Genomic DNA, 20381 nt, shown 5'->3' with positions numbered 1-20381 from the left:
TGTTTATACGGAATTCTTGAAAGCCGGATAGGAACCCAGTACTTTTAAAGTATTGGCTTTTGACTTTGTACCGGCTTTTGATTTTATGTCTTCTAAGGCATCTTTTATAAGTGCATCGCTTGTATGCCCCTCAAAGTCGATGTAGAAGTAGTAATCTCCAAGTTCCTTTTTGGACGGCCTCGACTCTATTTTTGTGAGGTTGATTCCTCTTTTTGCAAAAGCCCCCAGAAGTTCATATAGTGCTCCGGGGCGGTCTTTTTCCAGGTATACGATAAGAGATGTTTTGCAGCCCGAATGGATAGCTTTTTCCTTCCCGGTTTCGGGACGGAACTCAGACTCTGCACTCAGGCAGGGTTCCGGGCCCGATTCCCCTTCAACGCCTGTCGCACCCATAGTCTGCTCCACGGGAGCCTTTTTTCCGGCCCGGACAATAATAAAACGGGTATGGTTTTCCTTTCTGTCCTGGATATTTGAGAGCAGGATTTTGAGCCCGTAACGCTCTGCCGCCTCAGGGGATGCTATTGCTGCCATTTCCTCAAATTCCCCTGCCAGCCTGGCCGCATGGGAAGTGCTGCCCGTGCTCCTGAGTTCCGCTTCAGGAAAATGCCCTTTCAGGAAATGCCTGCACTGGGCAAGCCCCTGGGGATGGGAAAGGATGACCCGGATCTTCTCAGGTCCGCCTTTAGAGAGCAGGCAGTGCTCGATTTTGACAACAATTTCCCCGATTATAACAGCCTTGTTTTCAAGGAGGAGGTCGAGAGTAACTCCAACGGAACCTTCTATTGAGTTTTCTACGGGGATTACGGAGATGTCTGCTTTCCCTTTAACTGCAGCCAGGAAAGCATCCTCTATGTCTGCAAAATACCGAAACTCCGCATCCTTCAAGCTATTTTTCCGAGCCCACAGCTTTGCAGCCCTTTCCGAATACGAGCCTTCCGGCCCCATTACACCTATAATCATCTGAAGGTTAATTGGAGGGAAGGTAATAAAAAGTTTTGATGGCATAGATGGGCCAGCAGAGTTGCGGCTCTGCAGTGCGCTGTCCTTCCCGAATTGCGCCTCGGGAGTACGCGGTCTGTTTCGGCAGAGTTGCGGCTCTGCAATACGCTGTCCTTCCCGAATTGCGCCTCGGGAGTACGCGGTCTGTTTCGCTTCGCTCAAGCAGACTAATTTGCAGGTTAAAATCGGAAGCTTCGCTCAAGAGGGCCAATTTTAGGATATAGTAGTGAGCTGCGCTCAAGCGGACTAATTTAGGGTTTTAACAATTAGTTTCGCTAAAGAGGGCTAATTTGAGCAATTTAAGTTAATTTATTTCAAAAGGGCTTTTCCTGTGATGTAAATTTCCCGGGTTTTCTGTTCATTCCAGTTCTTCATGAAGGTCAAATTTCTCTCCTGTGTTCCATAGGAGTTCAAATTCTTCCTTCAGGTTTTTTGCAAGCCCGCTGTCACGGATTTTTACGACTGAGAGGACTCTGTCCCTGTCTGTGGGGTGGGGCTGGAAAAGGACAACGATGGTGTCATCTACGATCCCGAAGCAGGAGTGGAAATTCTGGACCAGCCTGATATCAAGGTCTTTTTTCAGTTTTTCAAGAACTTCACCCTCTTGATTGGAGAGAATGGAGGCGAGGGGTTTGAAACGCGGGGAAGCCAGCAACCGGATCTGGACTCCCCGATCAATAGCCTTTGTTATTTCCGGAAGCAGGTAGAAAACAATGGGGATTCCGAAAACGGGAGGGATGATGCAGACAGATTTTTTAACTTCGCTATAAATGGATACAGCAAATTTTCTAATTTCGGATTCGGTGATAGCGGTTGTCCAGAAGATCTCATCCTTTCGTTTTTGATTGGGGACGGCTTTCAGAAGCTGTTTTGCTTCTTCGATAGATCCCTTCAAAACCGCCATTTCCCTTTCGACTTCGGCTTTTCTCCGTTCGAAAATAGTATCGAGAGAGATCTCTGGATCTATCGCACGGTACTTTTTGGGCCTTGAAGCCTGGACTTCCACAAACCCTTTCCCGGCCAGGGACTCAAGGACGGAGTAGATTTTTCCATAGGGCACCTCCGCATCCCTATAGATGGCGCTTGCCTCGGAAATGCCCAGTTTCAACAGAGAAAGATAGACAGCTGCTTCATAGGCATTAAGACCGACATCCTGCAGGAACCGTTCATTCGGCATGCCGAAATTTGGGCTTTAATATCTTAAAGCAGTTTCGAAAATCTGCAGGGTGATACCCGCAAAATACCGATATCCAATGCAAAAAATGTTTCTGGTATTGGAAAGTACCAGAAAAAATATTCGTGACCTGAAAAATTTACCTGAATTTCAATTTTATTTGAGCAATTTAAGGGCTTCTCTGCAGGCTGCTACGGCAGGCGCGCCTGAGGTTATGAATATGACATCCATAACTTCCATTATTTCCTCTTTGGTAGCGCCGTTCTTGAGGGCACTCTGCATCTGTACTACAGTACACCTTTCACACTGCTTGGATGCAACGACTGCAAGAGCTATCAGGATTTTGACCTTTGCAGGCAAGGCTCCGTCTGACAGCAGTTTTTGGTCACATCTTTTATATTTGCGCAGGAACTCCGGGTCCAATTCCTCCAGGGTTTCCAGAATCTGCGGGGTAAACCCCAGCTTTTCACTCATTTTTTCAATTAACTCTTCATGTTCTCCCATATAGCTAACCCCAATTTTTGTATAATTATCGTTTATTAAATTGCATATTATTAATATTAAGGTTTGCTAAACTCAAAATTTATTCTCCCTGACTAGTTTATGGGATTGTATTTTTCCAATAACTTTCTCAAAAATCGCCTACTTCATAAACTTTAGTAGATATTGAATCAAATTTTTGCATATACAGTACAACATATCCTATTTTGTAAAAAGGTTAAAACGCAACAAAAATTGAGCCAGTTTCATAAACTATCCTATGAAGCCAAAATATTACTCCGTACTTGCAGCGGGGTGTACCAATACAACTTTGATTACTAATTTTGAATTTCTGCCTCCACCGAGTTTGTGAAGGAACCCTTTTGAATTTTCATCGAAGGATTTTGCATAAAATAGATCCATAATACCAATCCGACCAAACAAGCCAAAATTTATGACAAAATTTATGATACTGATAGTGACCGTATAACACCTTTCAGACCGCAAAAGATATGGCCAGCGACCACGATTGGAATCAAGAATAAAACCCATGCTTCTGACATTATTGTGTCTTCTTTTCCTCTTCCAATCCTTGAAAACCTCCTGTGAACGGTCCTGATAAAAGGTAAATAGAGAAGAAATCAACATTGCCATAAGAATATAAGTTCCAACATTAATGACTTGAATATCCGTAGTAAATGACTGGAAAAACTGTGTACGGAAAATCAGTACTGTGATGGAAATTGATATAACCAAAACGTGTCGTTATGCTTCCACTCTGGGATGAAGCTCGCCAGCGAGGTGTTACGGACGTCGGATGCAACCACGAATTCCATGCAACCACGAATTCCATGCAACCACGAATTCCATGCAACCGATGAAATTGGTCTTTTGTAGCGGCATTTGATCTTGAAGTTATGGCTACTGGAAACACAATATCATTACCTTTTGTTCAATTAATGCGAATTCGAGACGATCATATTGCAAAAGTGTGTGAATATTTCAGCCCGTCAGGAAGACAAGAGGCAATGGACCACCACTGACGGGTTATTCTAAGAAGACCAATTTGTCTCATTCCGATACGTCAGCTGGAAAAAACTCTTATCCATAGTAGACTTACAAGTACTGAAAAAAGTTAGTTTCTTATACGATTTACATGATTTATATGATTTACATGAAAATATGATTTACATGAAATCAAGCAGGTGAATTAGATGGAAAATTCAGCAAAAGATAAGGGCCACAATATATTCGACCATCACATGTTTGGTACTGTCAAGGTTGGAGAAAGAGGGCAGATCGTCATACCCAAGGAAGCAAGAGAATTTTTCGGGATAAAGCCTGGGGATTTGCTGCTGGTTTTTGGAATTGAATCGCGAGGAATTGCTATTGTAAAAGCGGATGAAATGACAGAAATAGCCCGCAAAATTCTCGAGAATGTGAACAAAATAGAGGAAGAGTAAATTCAAAATAAAGGGCGCAGATTAGCTCTATTTTATGTCAGCCATTTCTTTTTCATGTCATTCATTTCTTTTTATGTCAGCGTTTATCGCTTCATAGAACCCACGGCTACGTACAGGAAAGACTCGTTTTGTGATTGTTGATATATCTGAGTCTGTGAAGTGACAAGGACGATTCTCTCCCTTTTGAGAGAAAAAAACCTTTCCTTTGATAAATTTGACCCAGTTAACTTTCGCAGCCTGGATGAAGATACTACTGACAAATCGTGCAGCCTGCTTTCCGCAGATGTCCTTACAATTTTCACAATTTTTCAGTTATTATTTTCCAAATAATTGAATCTGTTACTTGGGATAACTATTTTTAAAATATCCCCCTATTTTCTATCTCTTTCCTTCAATGAAAATTTTCAACTCCATTTCCCACAGTTTCAGTTGAGACAATAACCGGAGATTTTAAAAGTAATTCTTCAAAACCTATAGCAAGAAAAATGTTTTTTCAGAAACTCTGAGGAATGTCGGTTGAAGTTCACAGCCTTCCCGTCCTGAAAGAAAAATAACTTTTCGTGATTACGAACAATGTACTATCTTAAGAACTTTGACATCACTGAAGCATGAAATTAAGAAAAGGGATTTACCCCTTTCTTTTCTCTATTTATTCATATCTAAGTGCATCTACTGGCTTTAATTTAGAGGCTCTGTATGCAGGGATAACTCCGGAGGTCACTCCTGTTAAAACTGCAAGGGCAAGTCCTTCAACTATTAGGTAAGGGCTTACTCCACCTCCTGATGTCATATCTCCCATCATCGACTGAAGACCACCTGAAACAATAGATCCCAGCAAAACACCAAGGAAACCGCCAACAAGACCTACCATTGCGGAGTTAAAAAGGAAAATCATAAGAATATCCCTGTTTTTCGCTCCTATGGCTTTCATCGTGCCTATTTCTTTTGTCTTTTCAAGGACAGAAGTAAACATAGTGTTGGCGATACCGACAGATCCTACAAGAATTGACACGGCTGCAATGGCCCCGAGGAAAAGAGTCATCGAACTTATCATTTCTGTTATAGAGTCAGCCATAGACTTTGAAGCTGATAAGGAAAAATCCCTGTCATCCTCCTGGATAATATGTCTTGAAACCATGAGCTTGTCTACGATATCATCCATCAGTCCGTCCACCTGATCTTCACTCTCGGCTTTTACCGTGATAGTGTCATAAACATCTTCCTGTGCACCATCAATAAGGTCTACTGCTCCATCTATTGGCATGTAGATTTTTGAGTCATCCCCCATACCTTCTTCTTCGAGGACCCCGACAACCCGGACTGATTTATTGTTTATTGTTATTACCTGATTAACTCCAATATCATGGTCATAAGTATCAGAAGCGAGGTCGTTTCCTATGACAGCGACATACTTATCCGAGGGTTCAAGTAATCTTCCAGACTGTGCCTTGAGTGTCGTCATATACTTCCAGACCTGGGGATCCACACCTACAATTGAGAGGGTTGCGGTTTCTCCTGCATATTTCACCTCTTCACTGCCCGAAATTTCGCCGGAGATGTACTGTATACCATCCAGGCCTTGAAGTGCGTCAATGTCATCATCTGTCAATTCAGCATCTGTTGTCGCAGCACTCCCACTCTCTCCGGGGTGTGTTCCAGGATCTCCATCCATAGCACCCATGTTCGACGAAGCCCTGGTATACCCCGGACTTATGGTTATTTTTGTAAGATCCATCTCGGCTAGCTGGCTCTGAACACTTGCCTGCATGGCATCCCCTAAAGAAACGATACCAATTACGGATCCGACTCCTATTACTATCCCGATAATTGTCAGCCAGCTTCTTAGCTTGCTATGAACAAGCATGTTCAGACCCATCTTCAAGTAGGTTGAGTTTCTCATCCTGACCCTCCGTTCCTTAGCCATTCCAGTTTTTCAAGCCTGCTGGTCTCCAGATTTTTTGTTACCGGACTTTTTCTCTTTCCTTTCCTGAACTTTTTCCTGAACTTTCTTCCGGTAAACAAATAAACCTCCTGCAAGCAATACTACCACGATATAGAAGAGAGAGGAACTGATAACGGAGCTTTTACCTGAATTTCTTGCTCCGGTTACATTTCCAGAGATCATATTGATTTTTACTTCTTTATCTACCGTTATTCTTTCTCCTTTTGCATCCGTATACTCAATCTGGACTTTTAGTGGATTTGAACCCATGACAGCAGAACTCATGTTTTCTCCTTCGCTACCTTCTTTAGTTCCTGCAGTATCCTGTGCGCCGGTTACGTCAAAGGAAGCGATTGTATAGTCTCCTTTCTCAAGGTTTCCCACAATCGTAGAGGAGCTTCCCGATACCCTGTACCCATCCTGGTCCGGGATCGATACTTTCACCGAATATGCAATGTTATTGCCCACGTTTGCTACTGAGAGGGAAATTTCTCCTGCATCACTTTCCGAGAAGGAAACGTCAAAATCGGTTTCACCGCCTACGAAAACTCCTGCTGTAGTATTGATAGTTTGTTCATTTGAATCGTAGTCTTCAAGGGTAAGGGTTATGTCAAGAGTATAAAGTCCCGGATCCGCATTTACGTCTGCCATTACGGAATAAGTAATGGTTACGGATTCGCCTGCATCCAGGTACTTGATATACTTGGTATTGTCCGAGTATACAGGGAGAATCACGCCTTTGGGATCTTTCCAGGAAACGACCATATTCTTCAGAGGAGAAGTTCCGGTATTCGTTACGATGAATTCAAGAGTTTCTTCTTTTGCGATGTCGATATTCGCCTTGTCTATGGTCACAATCTGAGCGTATTCTTTCCCTCTTACATCGAGGTAGATGGTTTTTGTAGTTGTGTATGTAGTTGCCGAAGATCCGGACCCGGCTTTATAGGTAGTAACGATATCCAGATTATACGTACCGGCAGATGCATTGGAGTCTGTCAGAAACTTGAATTTGAGGACGCCTCCTTCATCATCATCTTGCCGTGCATTCAGGTAAGATATTGATTTTTCAAGGGATTCGCCGGAAATTGCACTAAAAGGATATTCAGGATTTACCTTGACAGAAATATCTTTTACATCATCATTTCCCACATTCTGCACGCTGACAGTGAGTTCAACAGGCTCTCCGGGGCGAGCAGTATCAGGGTTCTGATTGGTCAAGCTCACCTGTAAAGACGAAGAAGTTATGTATTCGTTTGACCCCAGTACCGTGCCAGCGCCCAGGCACACAAATGCAGAAAACAGCAGAAAAATTGTTAATAAAGAAAATTTTTTCATTTTTATTCCTCAATTCAGGTTTGGTTCGTTTCACCTGGTTCATTTTTCGTACTTCGTACGTGTTTCAATTTTTTCGATTTCACCGTCTCTAATGTACACGACTCTTGTTGCATACTTTACAAGGTCGAGGTCATGGGTAACAATGATAATCGTCTTTCTTTCCTTTTCGTGCAACCCATCAAGAAACTCCAGGATGTAGTTTCCGGTCTTTGTATCCAGATTACCTGTAGGCTCATCCGCCAGGATTATAGGCGGGTTAACAGCCAGGGAACGGGCTATTGCAACTCTCTGCTTTTGTCCGCCTGAGAGCTGAGAAGGAAGGTTCTTCTTCTTATGTGAGAGCCCGACAATCTCAAGCAGATATTCGGCCTTTTCCTTTGCCGTTTCAGGGTCTTCTTCCTGGAATTCCAGAGGCAGGAGTACATTTTCTTCCGTACTCAGCGTCGGGATCAGGTTAAAGCTCTGAAAAATGAATCCTATCATCTGCCCCCTGATGAGGGCAAGCTCGGACTCATCAAGCTCCGAGATATCCTTCGAATTCAGGAAAACAGTGCCTTTTGAGGGTATATCCAGACAGCCCAGCAGGTTCATCAGGGTACTCTTTCCACTTCCACTGGGACCCAGAATAACCAGGAACTCCCCTTCATAGATTTCCAGATTTATTCCTTTGAGGGCTGCAAATTCAACCTCTCCCATCTGGTAAATTTTCCAGACATCGGTTAATTTAATAATAGGATCTTCTTCATTACGAGAAATCTTCATTTTATTAGAAATCCCATCAGAATTATTTCCAGAATTACTGTATGGATCGGTTTTTAGCTCACCCTCTGAATCATTCTCTAATTTATCATAGAAACTCGCCGCTTCTTCAAGAGAGTCCATTAATTTAGAGGGGATCAATACCGTTTTAAAAGACTCTATTAGTCCAGTGAGCGTCATATACAGCCTCTAAAAAGTTAGTCATTGATCATTTGAATTTTTTAAGAAAATTGAGTTCAATATTCTCTATGTTGAAAACTTACCTCTTTTTTTAGCCTGATTTTATAAAATTTTCCAGAGATGTATTTTGAGAACGAGAACCTGGACTGTGTTTTCTTTCCACTTACACTGGTTGAAATTGCTGCAAATGCTGTCATAACAATCTTGCCTTCATCACCTGATTTCTAAAGAATTTACTCTTCCTCTATTTTATCCACATTCTCAAGAATATTAAGGGCCATTTCCTTCATTTCATCCGCTTTTACAATAGAAATGCCCCGCGATTCAATTCCAAAAACCAGCAGCAAATCCCCAGGCCTTATCCCGAAAATTTCTCTTGCTTCCTTGGGTATGACGATCTGGCCTCTCTCTCCAACCTTGACGGTGCCAAACATGTGATGGTCGAATATATTGCGGCCCTCATCTTTTGCTGAGTTTTCCACCTAATTCACCTGCATTTTTTCATGAAAATCATACAAGTCATTTTAATCATGTAAATCATACTAATATGAATTATCATATTTAGAGATTTCGATGTTCTATCAAGTTAGTGAAAATTTTTAGATTCAGGAGACCTACAAAATGAGTATTTATTAATTCAAAAAATAACCCTGCAGAAAACAGGAAGGAGACATGTAGTTCTGCACAGAAGGTATAAAACCAGAAGAGGCTACTTGCGAAGGTATAGAAAGATACTGGACTTTCAAAATGGGAAATTTTTGCTATGAAATTTATTGATTAGTTATTGAGGAAGGAATCTTTCGTGTCCATATTTCACTATATATTTGAGATGTTTTTTTATTTGACGAAAAAATGAATGGATTTGATTCAAAAAAGAGTAAAAACGGGAATAAAACAAATTATTATAGCATGTACTCACTTTTCGGATAGACACTGAATCAAAAGTAGCAGAATTATTTTCCTTCCCTCCCTTTCCTTCTTTACCTCTCAAGCAAAACCTCCACCGTCTCATAATCCCTTCCTTCCCTTCTTGCAATCTCAGCCTCTGTCTCAACAAGTTGACCGGAAAATGCCTTTGCAAGAATGGACTGCCTGAGTTTTTCTGTTCTTTTTCTCTTGCCACTTACATCTAAAATGTAATCTCATAAATATATCGTCTATACACGATAAAACTAATAAATTTTATCGATTATGCTAGATAAGTATATAAATAAGAAGTTCTTGATTATTCTTTGTGGATACAAAGGAGAAACTGAAAAGTGCCATTATCGAGTGGCAAGGAAGAGTATTACCACCATTGCAGAAGCGCAAGTATGAGGCGAACATCGATGTTCCGCATATAAATGACATAGTGGGTGTGAGGAGATGCGGCAAAACATACTATATGTATCAATTGATATCGGAATTGCTTGAGCGGGGCGTGCCAAAGAGCAATATATTGTACCTGAATCTTGATGATGACCGCTTGCAGCCGTTAAATGGGGATGAACTACAGCTGCTGGTAGAAACTTTCAGGGAAATTCAGGAGATATCCGAAGGAAACCGTTTGTATCTTTTCCTTGATGAAATCCAGAACTTCCCTTCATGGGAACGATGGGGCAAAGGCATCTACGATAGAAAACAGAATGTGAAGTTAATAATAAGCGGCTCGAATGCATCCCTGCTTTCACAGGAGATATCTACCTTATTAACAGGCAGGCATCTGAGCACCAGGATGTTCCCTTTCAGTTTTGCAGAATTCCTTGATTACCATTCAATAACCTTTGATATGAAAACACTCCCTTACTCGGAAGACAGACCAGTTGTCAAACGCAGATTCAACGAATACCTGGAAAAAGGAGGATTCCCCGAGACCATAGTCAATCCGTCGGTGCAGCATCGGGAAACATTGCAATCATACTTTGACGACATCATCTACCGGGATATCATTTCAAGGTACGGCATACGCAATCCTTTGATATTCAAGGATTTAGCGCTATTCTGCATATCGAATATTGCAAAACCGCATACCTACAACTCTCTCAGAAGGTTTTTTGCCAGTTATTCATCTCTCAGCACGGATGCGATAATTAATTATATTGCATACCTTGAAGACGCATTCCTGCTCTTCAGCGTCAACCATTACGATGAATCCCTAAAGCAACAAATAAACAAACCCAGGAAATTATATTGCATCGACACGGGCATGATCAATGCTGTTTCCTTCAAGCTATCTTCCGATACCGGAAGATTGTACGAAAACCTTGTTTTCATCCGGCTCTTACGCTCCGGAAATGAGATCTACTACTGGCAGGACCGGAAGGGTCTTGAGGTCGATTTTGTAACAAAGAAAGGACTTGAGCCCTCCCGTTTGATACAGGTTTGCTCGGATTTGTCCGACCCGAAAACAAAAGAACGCGAAGTGAACGGCCTGCTTGCCGGGATGAAGAACTTCAAAATGAAAGAAGGTACTATCATCACATCGGATGTCTTTGATGAGGAGCTTTTTGGTGTGAAGAGGATAAGGTATGTGCCTTTGTGGTACTGGCTGCTTGAGGAGAATGGCTGAGTCGTTTATCCACAAATATAAATAAAATTATAGAACAACCGGTTTAATGTCCTCTTGAGCGAGCAAAGCGAGCGAAAAGGACCGCATGCTCCCGAAACGCAACTCGGGTGCCGAAACGCAACTCGGGTGCCGAAACGCAACTCGGGTGCCAAAACACAAATCTGGTGTCGAAACGCAAATCGGGAAGGTTTAAATTTAAAAAAACAAGATATATCAGCATGCAAACTGTGAAAGAACGGGAAGAGCTCTTCCGCAAAATCTCTTCTTTTCTGAAAAAATACGGAGCAGTTAAAGTATCTGTTTTTGGGTCTTATGTTAGAGGTGAAGAGAAACCCGAAAGTGATATTGATGTTCTGGTTGAGTTTGCCGAGCGAAAAAGCCTGCTAACTCTCGTGAATATAGAACTGGAACTTTCGGATTACCTGGGAATAAAAGTTGATCTTCTAACTGAAAGGTCAATAAGCCCGTACTTGATAGAGGGAATTAAAAAAGAAGCTAGAGTGATCTCCGAATGAAAAAAGATGACAGGGTTTATCTCAGCCACATCCTTCAGTCCATCTCCTCTATTGAAAAGTATACAGGAAACCTTAGCGAAGAAGAATTCCTGTCAAATAGTCTTGTTCAGTACGGAACTATCAGGCAAATCCAGATAATTGGCGAAGCTACCAAAAACCTATCACAGGCTCTGCGAGAAAAATATCCTCAGGTCCGCTGGAGAGGAATAGCAGGTATGAGGGATAAACTAATCCATGATTATTTTGGTGTTGATACTAATGCTGTATGGGATACCGTACAAAAAGATCTTCCTATTCTCAAAAAAGTAGTCCAGAATATTCTCCGGGATCTGAATGAAAGTATTTAATCTGTTTTAACTCCTGAGGCGAGACCTCGAGTTTACGGGCGAGCTCATTTATGTTCACCGAAGCGGTAAGATGAGAACGAAACCATCCCAGGATTTTGTTTCCAACGAATTTACTGAATTCGTTGATCATTCAATATAATGAATGATTATTCGATGTATTGAATGACTATAGACATGAAATCTTCGGGTAGATCTATTATTATCTTTTCTTCCCACCCTTCCCCCTCTCCTCCTTTATCCTCTCAAGCAAAACCTCCGCCGTCTCATAATCACTTCCTTCTCTTCTTGCAATCTCAGCCTCTGTCTCTACAAGTTCTCCTGAAAATGCCTTTGCAAGAATGGACTGCCTTAGTTTTTCGGTTTTTTCCCTTGACGCTGCAACTTTTGCTTCAATTGAGTCTGCAAAGGCAAAAAGGGCATCAACACGACGGACAATTTCTTGCTGTTCGGGGAGTGGGGGAAGAGGGATTGGTAAATTACTCACTTTTGAAATACTTAGTGTATTTAGCCCCGATGTTGAACTAGATGATAAGGTTATATTTTCTCTTCCAATAGGCGATAAAAGCCAATAAAGTACATACTTGTTATAAACATCTTAAGAAAAACGTACTTTAATTATACGATTCTGATGAAGGGAAGGCAGCGAGTGCAGACCAAAAGGCTTTCCAGCCCGAATTGCGCCTCAGGATCGCAGGAAATTGGAGATTTTCTGGGAGTTGCGATGTAATTTCAACAGTACGCAGTCCTTTTCACTCGCTTCGTTCGTTCAAGGGGACGAATCTTTGGTAAAAGGCTTGACAATCAGCCGTGGATCAGTCTCGGCAAACAGCGAGTACAGATCCACAGGCTTTCCATTTTGTGCCTGAGGGGCATGAGGTAGTGGGTGTCTTCTCCGGCCCCGCATTCGAAGCAGCGGATTGAGATATCTTGCTTTTTCGGCTGGGCTTCGGCTTTTTCCCTGTTAAATTCGACTGTGTGCCTTTCTTCGATAGAGAGAGCACCTTCGGGGCAGACCCCTATACAGAAACCCATACCGTCGCAGAGTTCTTCGGATACGACTTTTGCCTTGCCGTTAATTATTTGAATAGCGCCTTCAGCGCAGGGTGCGACACATTTTCCGCAGCCTGTGCATTTTTCCTCATCAATTTTTATAATTGTTCGTTTTACCATGAAGATTAAGCCCCTTCCCTGTAGGTCTTATTCCTTTTCCGGAAAGATATTATTTTATTTGTCGAAGTATTTGGTCTGTCAGACTGGTTGATCTGGTGGACTGGCGTTGAACAGGTTAATCTGCCAGAGTGCCCGACCAGGAAGAGATCAGATGTCGGAGGACATAAACTGCCATTTGGAATCCGGCAAGAAACCTTCTCTGTAGAGCGTTATTTTATAATCGTCTATTAGCTTGCTCATTTTACAGGTATACTTTATGAAGTCCGTGCCTGCTTCCCCTTTGAACAGTACTCTTTCGGCTTTCTCAAGAAGTTCCGGATAGATAAATACCAGTTCTTCTTTAGTGTGCAAAAACAGCGCAGAAAAATCCCTGTGAATGCCCATGCTCCTTTTCAGGAGCTCCGTATTTAAGGTCTCATCAGAAATATAATTCTTGTATTTCAGGTACGCGTGAAAGTTCGCTATATTCTGATTTAAAGAGTTCAGAATCGAGTACAGCATATTATCGGTCTTAGGAAGGGGAAGATCCTGAAGCTCAGGATGTGCACCTTCATAGGTTTCGTTTTCTTCTGTCTTTCTATCCCGAGTTGTATCGTGGTCCATTTCTAACACCTGCCATATTTGCAAACCAAACGTTCCGAAAATTGAATTTTAGCCAGTGAAGTTGTAATCTGAAACCTTCCTTCAGATCTGGTACTTAATTGCCTGATTTCTATAATTGCCTGTTTTTTGAATCAGCATCGGGTTTTCAGTGGTGAGTACCTTCGACTACCTTTATTCCGGCGTCCCGAATCGTCTTTCGGATGGTATCCAGATGAGGGCATTTCGGATAGCTGTCCTCCATGAGCATGCAGGAACTGAGGTGTACTGCGTCAAGCTCATACTGTTTCAGAGCTTTTAGCAGCCTGTAAACCCTCCTGCCGGAGCAGCCGCCGCATGTGAAGAAAGCAATTATTTGCGCATCTTTATCGTATGCCTCAAAGTGGGACTTCCTCTCATTAAAGGCCTTGAAACAGCCGACTCCGGGACAGGTTTCAGAGACAATATCGCAGCGTACAACCGCAATTTTTGTGGGTTTAATTTCGTCAGTCAATGTTAGCACGGTCCTGCTGGCATACCTTCAGTCATAAATCCGCTTTACAGCAGACGGGTTTGCTCAGTCTGCCTCGGAGCTTTTACAACAAGCACCCTGAATATCCCGTCTCCGGCGGGGTTCATCAGGCGGTGAGGAACCTTTGCAGGGCTTTCGATAAGCATGTCCCTGCTGACTTCCTCCTGTTCGTCTCCGATCTCGACTACTCCTCTGCCCTCCAGGACATAAAAAAACACGTCCACAGGCGTTATGTGTTTTTTTAAGGTCTCTCCCGGCTTGAGTTCGATGTGCACTGCCTGGGCGTGTTCCGTGTCATAAAGCATCCGTACGCTCACATTGTGAGGGTTCGGTTTTTCCGGTGAGGATTTCATCTCAATAACTTTCATGTAGTTCTCTCCCCTTTCTGACCAGTTTTCTGCGTTTTTGCAACCTCATTTTGTAAGTCGCATTTAGCATTTTCAACCGGATGCCCGTTTTTATCGGTATTTTTTTCGAGATTTTTATCCGGAATTTTTTATCCGAGATTTTTGTACCGGTATAATTCATTCTGGCATCCGTTCCATAAATGCCTGATCGCTGCAAATTTGTTGGATACGTCTTTTTCCTGCGGGATCAGCCACATTCTGCGGGATCAGCCACATCAGTAGAGCTGTCAGGAGTTTCCCTTGTTTGTTTCCCTTGTTTTATCCGGAAGAAACCGAAAGGTTCAGAGGAAGAAAACTCCTGAAAGGTACCGGACTGGAGAGTGGTTTCGATTAAGCCACCGTTAGCGGTTAACTTTACAAGGCTAACTGTCAGGTAGCTGATGACTGAACAGCAGTCACCAGAACTCAGGCAAAAGCCTGGAAGTTACAGTCCGACCTGGGTTTTGAACTCTTCAAGGCCCACGTCTTCAACGAATTTTCCAAGCCTCTTCTTTGTGCCGGAGTTTTTATAGTAGGTAAGGATTCTCTCCACGGCATCAAGAACCTCATCTTCAGAAAGCCCCTTTGCCACGACATCGGCAAGCCTGGGTGTTGCAGCGGCAGAGCCTCCAACCATGAGATTATAGCCTTTTGCCGTGCCCATTATCCCTATATCCTTGATAGCAGGCTCGGCGCATGAGTTCGGGCAGCCACTAACCCCTATTTTAAGTTTGGAAGGCATCGGCATCCCGTGATATTTTTCGTCCAGTTTGAGGCCCAGGCCCAGCGAATCCTGCTTAGCCTGCTTGCAGAAAGTCGTTCCCGGGCAAATCTTAACGCTTCTTACGCAGAGTCCTATCGCTGCTCCGGGCTTAATCCCAAGGTCAGCCCAGATATTATCGAGATCTTCTTCTTTCAGACCCACGATTGCAATTCTCTGGGCAGAGGTCGCTTTCAGGGCAGCCGCCCCGTACTTCTTTGCAACCTCAGCGATTCTTATGAGAGTATCCGGGTCAACGACTCCACCCGGAAGGTGAGGGGCTATTGCGTATGTTTCACGGTCTCTCTGAACGATTGCGCCTTTTTCGGGTAAATTATCTTTCACGATTAATCCTTTCTCCTCAACTTTAATACTGGAATTTAAAACCTGTCCAAACTGCCAGACAGCTGCACAGCGAACAAGGTAAAGTTTTCCGATGCTTTTTTTCCAGCCAGACTTTCATCCAGCCTGGATTTTACGACACTCTGCCCGGGATGTACACTGTGCAAAGATCTCTCGTTTAGAAGTGTTTTTTATAAAATTGGACTATATAATAGTATCCTTTTGATACCAGTATATTAGAGATACTAATTTATATATCAGACAGTTTCTATGTTTATACTATGAAAGACTGCACCGTCTACAAGACGATGAACATCATCGGGAAAAGATGGACCATACATATCCTCCTTGAGCTGCACAAAGGAGAAAAGAAAGAAAAACGTTTCAATGAGCTGAAAAGAAAGCTTGGCTACATAACCCCAAAGATTCTTTCGGAAAGGCTTACAGAGCTTGAAAATGAAGGCTTGATCGCAAAAAAATTCGATGACTCCACAAATCCTCCCAAATCCGAATACTATCTCACCGAGAGCGGAACAGATTTTGTAAAGATAATACATGCAATAAAACGCTGGGGGCTAAAGTGGAAATTCCAGAATGAAGAATGCGAGAAAGCCATCTGTATGTACTGCGATCACTGAGTGCCCGGAGGAGGCTCAGAAAACTGGAAATTCGGCTGAAAACTCTGGTTTTCTGGAATTGAAATTGTTTTATACTAACGAGTCCTAGCTTATATAAAGCAGGGGGAAGGGCTTCAGGTAACAAAGTGTTACTCGAAGGCAGAGACTTCAGATGGAAACTGTGGGGATATACTCGCTGCCTTCCCGGGTAGATCCACGGCCGGTCGGTAAATCTCTTTACCAAAAATTAGTAACCCCGGAGGCACCAATGAATCCCGAAGAATGCATTGACTTTTTTTTCAAGCCTGAGAGCATAGCCCTGATAGGAGCATCTCCTAACCCTGAGAAACTTTCCCATACGGTTCTGGAAAGCCTCCGGAAAATGGGCTTTAAAGGAAAGCTCTATCCTGTAAACCCTGGCTACAAAGAGATTGAGGGGCTTAAATGTTATTCGGCGCCCGGGGAGATTGAAGACAGGATCGATATTGCTATTTTTGCAGTCCCGGCTAAAGCTGTCCTTGAAATTCTGAAAGGGCCTGTGGAAAACATAAGAGGAGCCATAATTGTAAGCTCCGGCTTTCGAGAAATGGGGCCCGGCGGAAAGAAAACGGAAGATGAGCTGAGGACTCTTTTGAAAGAGAAAGGTATCAGGGCTATGGGCCCCAACTGCCTCGGGATATACGATACAATCTCAAAAGTGGACACCTTTTTCATAGAAAGAGAAAAGATAGAAAGGCCTGCAAGAGGCGGAGTTTCCGTGCTTACGCAGAGCGGGTCTTTTGCCGCTGTGATAATGGATGAACTGGCAAATGAAGGGGCAGGAGTTGCAAGGGTCATAAGCTACGGAAACAAGGTTGATGTGGATGAAAGCGATTGTCTTGACGTCCTTGCACGGGACGAAGCCACAAAGGCAGTTGCCCTTTACATTGAGTCCGTGGGAAACGGGCGGAGGTTCCTTGAAGCTGCTTCAAACTGCGTAAAAAAGAAACCTGTAGTAGCGCTCAAGGTTGGAAAACGTGAACCTGGAGCAAGGGCAGCAAGTTCCCACACCGGGGCGATCAGCGGGAGGTATGAAGCCTATGAAGCCGCGTTCCGGAAAACGGGCATAATCGAGGTTGCAAGTTACGAAGAACTTAAGGACGCCTGCAAGGTCCTCAACAGGTATTCCCCTGTAGCAGGAAAAAGGGTCCTGATAATAACCGATGGGGGAGGAATAGGCATTTCAATTGCCGATTCCTGTGAGGAAGCAGGGCTCAAAGTCCCGGAACTTTCCGAAACTGCGGCAAGGAGGCTGAAGGAAAAGCTTCCGACTTTTGCTTCCGTAAGAAATCCGATAGACCTGACAGGCAGTGTGCGAGACGAACATTATGTTGCTGCCCTGGAAGAGGTCTCTGCGGGAGAATATGACCTTGCAATTGTTAGCCTGCTCTGGGGTCCGCCCCTTCTTACCGAGGAGGTTGCGGAAAAAGTCCGGAATTTTGCCGACAGCTGCGGAAAACCTGTCCTGATAAGCTCCCCTGGAGGAAAGTTCAGCCGGGAAATGGCTTCAGCATTTACAAATTCCGGAATGCCTGTCTTTTTTACTCCTGAGAGTGCGGTAAGGGCGGCAGCAGTGCTGTGCGGGGGAAATGGTCAGCTGAAATAAAATTTGAGCTGCAAAAAAGCTAAAATAAAATTTGAGCCACAAAAGAGCTAAAATAAAATTTGAGCCACAAAAAAGCTAAAATTGCCAGACGTTTGAAAAAATAAAGGATCGGATCGGGAAAACGGTCAGAGGTTACACAAATCCCGGTGCGGAGGAAAAGATTGACCAGCGCCTGTACCTCATAGCTCTTTTAACTCTTTTTGCGGCAAGTTCAACGGCAGCTTCCCTTGGCAGGATTCCTTTTGTTTTTGCAGCTTCCAGGACCTGGGCTGTATTGCTTCTAACCTTTTCTTCAATTGAATCAAAAGCCATGCATCTGGTAGCTCCCTGGTATTCCGAAGCCGCACAGATCACTCCCCCTGCGTTTGCGATAAAGTCCGGCACGTAAAGGATCCCCATTTCAGAGAGGATTTTTTCCGCTCCCTCGGTAACAGGGATATTTGCTCCCTCGACCACCAGTTTTGTATCAAGAAGATAGACGTTGTTTTCGTTAATCACATCCGGGCGAGCTGCCGGAATCCAGATGTCACAGGGAACGGAAAGAATTGCATCACAGCCAAGCTTTTCCCCTCGGGGGTAGTCAAGCACACTTTTTCCCTCTTTCTTAAGCCTGATCAGGATGTCCACGTCAAGCCCTTCCGGGTCATGGACCGTACCCTGTGAATCGGCAGCTCCGACGAGGACAGCTCCTTTCCGGGTAAGGAAACGAGCAGCATGTTTCCCGACTGCCCCGAAGCCCTGAACAGCTATTCGAGCTCCTTTCAGCTCGAAATCACAGTATTGCAGCGCAACTTCAGTCGCATGGAGAAGCCCCCAGCCCGTAGCTCCTACCTCATCAAGAGGAATACCACCTACCTCGCAGGGTAGACCTACCACCCTTCCGATCTCATCTTTTATGCAGGCCATGCATACCTCATCCGTCCCCATATCCGGGGCGAAGATGTATTCCTCCGTATACCGGAGGGCACTGGCAAGAGCCCGAAGCATCTGGCTTTTCTTTTCCAGAGGCATTTTAGAGTCACCGTACATGACAACCTTCCCACCCCCATAAGGCAAATCCGCAGCCGCATTCTTGAGCGTCATGGCCCTTGCCAGCCTGAAACATTCCTCGGTACTCACGTCAGAAGCTATCCTTACCCCGCCAATGGCAGGCCCCCGTGCAACATTGTCTACCACAAGCACTGCTTTCAGGCCAACCGACGGTTCGTAGACATGGATTATCTTAAACGGCCCGAGTTCATCGGCAAATCGGAACATGTCCTCCATAACTATCTCCCCTCTGGGCTGTCATCTGAGGTTCATATGCACCTGAATCTCAGATTATTCGGACTATGATATTTAAGGAATATATTGCTGCAGGACTTTATTATAGTTTCTTCCAAGTTAATTGCACTTTTTTGTTAATGGAGCATTTCCATCGTTTCTTTGCAAATGATAAGACGGAAGAATCTGGAACTGGGGATAAGACAGCGGGATTGAGAAGGATACGAGCCCGGTCGAGCGAACATGATTATTATTCAGAACATTTATTTCAAAATCTTTATAATAATTAATTAAATTATTATTATAAAATACATTATTCCTTAATAAACTTCAGAAAAATGAATCGTTTGTAATTATTTCTAACTTTGATCTCACCTTCTGTTTTCTCTCCAGAAATGGGAATGGTAGTAAAGAACAGGATGGTCGGCGTGGGAACAGTGTTTAAAAAATCAAAATTCTCCTGGGAAGATTATTTTTCAGATAAAAAGAAAGGCGGGCACAGGTTTTCAACTGAAGAGTTCCTTGCTAAAGAAGCAAAAGAGAAGCTATTCCACCTTAACGGAGGGAAAACTCTTCTCGACTTCGGGTGTGGGGCAGGGGAGCTCCTCATATATTACGCCCCATATTATGAAAAAGTCGTAGGGGTTGATTTCTCCAGCTCCATGCTCCTTGAAGCCGAAAAAAAAATCCTGCATCATAAATATAAAAATGTGGACCTGATCCTTGCGGATGACAGAACCGTATGGGAAAAGCTAGACATAAAATTTGACCAGATAACTGCAACCGGGGTGGTGCAGTATCTGGACCCGAAACAGATTGACGGTTTCATCCTTAATGCGTCCGCATATCTGAATGAGGGCGGGAAAATATCTTTCTTTGACATAATTGATCCAAAGCTATATTCTTTATGGAAAATAGGATGGTTCTCACAGAACTTCATACACCGGGATATATTGCTCAGAGCATGTACCGGCTGCGTAAAAAGGGTCTCAGCCTTTCTGGAAAACAGACCGTCTGACATAATCGGGAATTCATACAACCCTCATCGGATTGAAAAAATCGCCCGAAAAAACGGCTTCCAGATGGAGTATGCGAAATCAATGTACTATGAATACAGGTACCATGCCATACTTACCAAAACCTGACCCCATTTCAATTTGCAGACCGATCTAAAAAGTGAAGGGTTCCTGTCAAATCAATTGCATATGTTATCGGTCAGGCATTAAAATTCTCTTTTCTGCATACTTAATGTTAAGGCCCGAGGCTTTCTGTGTTCATCGTGTTTCGTTCAGGATGTTCGGATTCAGACAGCACAATTTTGTTAGGATTCACCCTCTCCTCAACA

23 protein-coding genes are annotated in these 20381 nt (G+C 43.5%); 7 read left to right on the top strand and 16 right to left on the bottom strand.

The genetic code is table 11. The features are described from left to right. Positions 1-3: 3 nt before the first annotated feature. The 4 genes from pheA to ACSAZL_RS04300 all read right to left on the bottom strand — a co-directional run bounded on the left by pheA (position 4) and on the right by ACSAZL_RS04300 (position 2677). Positions 4-960: a prephenate dehydratase gene (pheA, locus tag ACSAZL_RS04315; RefSeq protein ID WP_440947504.1), complete on the bottom strand. Its 957-nt coding sequence runs from the start codon at positions 958-960 to the stop codon at positions 4-6. A gap of 7 nt (positions 961-967) precedes the next feature. After that, positions 968-1201 carry a hypothetical protein gene (locus ACSAZL_RS04310; RefSeq protein ID WP_440947503.1) on the bottom strand — a complete coding sequence of 78 codons (234 nt, stop codon included), beginning with the start codon at positions 1199-1201 and terminating at the stop codon, positions 968-970. A gap of 156 nt (positions 1202-1357) precedes the next feature. Beyond that, complete coding sequence (locus ACSAZL_RS04305; protein ID WP_440947502.1) at positions 1358-2176, bottom strand: TrmB family transcriptional regulator; 819 nt, start codon at positions 2174-2176, stop codon at positions 1358-1360. A gap of 153 nt (positions 2177-2329) precedes the next feature. After that, a complete protein-coding gene (locus ACSAZL_RS04300) occupies positions 2330-2677 on the bottom strand; it encodes a carboxymuconolactone decarboxylase family protein (protein WP_440947501.1) in 348 nt (115 codons plus the stop codon). A gap of 1190 nt (positions 2678-3867) precedes the next feature. On the opposite strand from ACSAZL_RS04300, the gene ACSAZL_RS04295 reads away from it, so the two are divergent. Beyond that, entirely contained in the window at positions 3868-4116 is a 249-nt protein-coding gene (locus tag ACSAZL_RS04295) for an AbrB/MazE/SpoVT family DNA-binding domain-containing protein (protein ID WP_440947500.1), read from the top strand. A gap of 649 nt (positions 4117-4765) precedes the next feature. On the opposite strand, the gene ACSAZL_RS04290 is transcribed toward ACSAZL_RS04295, so the two are convergent. From ACSAZL_RS04290 to ACSAZL_RS04270, 5 genes are read right to left on the bottom strand one after another with little or no spacing between them, the layout of a single operon-like run. After that, entirely contained in the window at positions 4766-6016 is a 1251-nt protein-coding gene (locus tag ACSAZL_RS04290; protein WP_440948781.1) for an ABC transporter permease, read from the bottom strand. A 33-nt stretch (positions 6017-6049) separates the two neighbouring features. Continuing rightward, positions 6050-7393, bottom strand: coding sequence for a COG1361 S-layer family protein (locus tag ACSAZL_RS04285; RefSeq protein WP_440947499.1), 1344 nt, complete (start codon positions 7391-7393; stop codon positions 6050-6052). A 39-nt stretch (positions 7394-7432) separates the two neighbouring features. Further along, positions 7433-8332: an ABC transporter ATP-binding protein gene (locus ACSAZL_RS04280; RefSeq protein ID WP_440947498.1), complete on the bottom strand. Its 900-nt coding sequence runs from the start codon at positions 8330-8332 to the stop codon at positions 7433-7435. Between the two features lie 56 nt (positions 8333-8388). After that, positions 8389-8529 carry a hypothetical protein gene (locus ACSAZL_RS04275; protein WP_440947497.1) on the bottom strand — a complete coding sequence of 47 codons (141 nt, stop codon included), beginning with the start codon at positions 8527-8529 and terminating at the stop codon, positions 8389-8391. A gap of 36 nt (positions 8530-8565) precedes the next feature. Continuing rightward, positions 8566-8814: an AbrB/MazE/SpoVT family DNA-binding domain-containing protein gene (locus ACSAZL_RS04270; RefSeq protein WP_440947496.1), complete on the bottom strand. Its 249-nt coding sequence runs from the start codon at positions 8812-8814 to the stop codon at positions 8566-8568. Between the two features lie 752 nt (positions 8815-9566). On the opposite strand from ACSAZL_RS04270, the gene ACSAZL_RS04265 reads away from it, so the two are divergent. The 3 genes from ACSAZL_RS04265 to ACSAZL_RS04255 all read left to right on the top strand — a co-directional run bounded on the left by ACSAZL_RS04265 (position 9567) and on the right by ACSAZL_RS04255 (position 11742). Beyond that, positions 9567-10880, top strand: coding sequence for an ATP-binding protein (locus ACSAZL_RS04265; RefSeq protein ID WP_440947495.1), 1314 nt, complete (start codon positions 9567-9569; stop codon positions 10878-10880). Between the two features lie 218 nt (positions 10881-11098). Then, positions 11099-11395, top strand: a complete 297-nt coding sequence (locus ACSAZL_RS04260) for a nucleotidyltransferase family protein (RefSeq protein ID WP_440947494.1) — start codon at positions 11099-11101, stop codon at positions 11393-11395. After that, positions 11392-11742 carry a HepT-like ribonuclease domain-containing protein gene (locus ACSAZL_RS04255; RefSeq protein ID WP_440947493.1) on the top strand — a complete coding sequence of 117 codons (351 nt, stop codon included), beginning with the start codon at positions 11392-11394 and terminating at the stop codon, positions 11740-11742. Before ACSAZL_RS04260 ends, ACSAZL_RS04255 begins: the two co-directional genes overlap by 4 nt. Positions 11743-11941: 199 nt before the next feature. On the opposite strand, the gene ACSAZL_RS04250 is transcribed toward ACSAZL_RS04255, so the two are convergent. The 6 genes from ACSAZL_RS04250 to ACSAZL_RS04225 form a co-directional block, all read right to left on the bottom strand. Continuing rightward, positions 11942-12226, bottom strand: a complete 285-nt coding sequence (locus tag ACSAZL_RS04250) for a restriction endonuclease subunit S (protein ID WP_440947492.1) — start codon at positions 12224-12226, stop codon at positions 11942-11944. Positions 12227-12543: 317 nt separating this feature from the next. Next, positions 12544-12912, bottom strand: a complete 369-nt coding sequence (locus ACSAZL_RS04245; protein WP_440947491.1) for an ATP-binding protein — start codon at positions 12910-12912, stop codon at positions 12544-12546. A 147-nt stretch (positions 12913-13059) separates the two neighbouring features. Next, entirely contained in the window at positions 13060-13515 is a 456-nt protein-coding gene (locus ACSAZL_RS04240) for a hypothetical protein (RefSeq protein WP_440947490.1), read from the bottom strand. 145 nt (positions 13516-13660) lie between these two features. Further along, the gene (locus ACSAZL_RS04235) at positions 13661-14005 is read right to left on the bottom strand and encodes a CGGC domain-containing protein (RefSeq protein WP_440947489.1); all 345 of its coding nucleotides are present in this window, start codon (positions 14003-14005) and stop codon (positions 13661-13663) included. 44 nt (positions 14006-14049) lie between these two features. Continuing rightward, the gene (locus ACSAZL_RS04230) at positions 14050-14391 is read right to left on the bottom strand and encodes a cupin domain-containing protein (RefSeq protein ID WP_440947488.1); all 342 of its coding nucleotides are present in this window, start codon (positions 14389-14391) and stop codon (positions 14050-14052) included. A 463-nt stretch (positions 14392-14854) separates the two neighbouring features. Beyond that, entirely contained in the window at positions 14855-15514 is a 660-nt protein-coding gene (locus ACSAZL_RS04225; RefSeq protein WP_440947487.1) for an NAD(P)/FAD-dependent oxidoreductase, read from the bottom strand. Between the two features lie 278 nt (positions 15515-15792). Between ACSAZL_RS04225 and ACSAZL_RS04220 the strand changes: the two genes are divergently transcribed. Together ACSAZL_RS04220 and ACSAZL_RS04215 are read left to right on the top strand one after the other, a co-directional pair. Next, positions 15793-16149: a winged helix-turn-helix transcriptional regulator gene (locus tag ACSAZL_RS04220; RefSeq protein WP_440947486.1), complete on the top strand. Its 357-nt coding sequence runs from the start codon at positions 15793-15795 to the stop codon at positions 16147-16149. A gap of 247 nt (positions 16150-16396) precedes the next feature. Then, positions 16397-17773 carry an acetate--CoA ligase family protein gene (locus ACSAZL_RS04215; RefSeq protein ID WP_440947485.1) on the top strand — a complete coding sequence of 459 codons (1377 nt, stop codon included), beginning with the start codon at positions 16397-16399 and terminating at the stop codon, positions 17771-17773. 132 nt (positions 17774-17905) lie between these two features. On the opposite strand, the gene ACSAZL_RS04210 is transcribed toward ACSAZL_RS04215, so the two are convergent. Beyond that, complete coding sequence (locus ACSAZL_RS04210; RefSeq protein WP_440947484.1) at positions 17906-19039, bottom strand: Glu/Leu/Phe/Val family dehydrogenase; 1134 nt, start codon at positions 19037-19039, stop codon at positions 17906-17908. A 392-nt stretch (positions 19040-19431) separates the two neighbouring features. Between ACSAZL_RS04210 and ACSAZL_RS04205 the strand changes: the two genes are divergently transcribed. After that, on the top strand, positions 19432-20181 hold the full coding sequence (locus ACSAZL_RS04205) for a class I SAM-dependent methyltransferase (RefSeq protein WP_440947483.1): 750 nt from the start codon (positions 19432-19434) through the stop codon (positions 20179-20181). Positions 20182-20381 lie beyond the last annotated feature (200 nt).

Source organism: Methanosarcina mangrovi (assembly GCF_052057765.1).
In the GTDB taxonomy this organism is placed as follows: domain Archaea; phylum Halobacteriota; class Methanosarcinia; order Methanosarcinales; family Methanosarcinaceae; genus Methanosarcina.
This window is presented reverse-complemented; position numbering and strand designations above follow the sequence as displayed.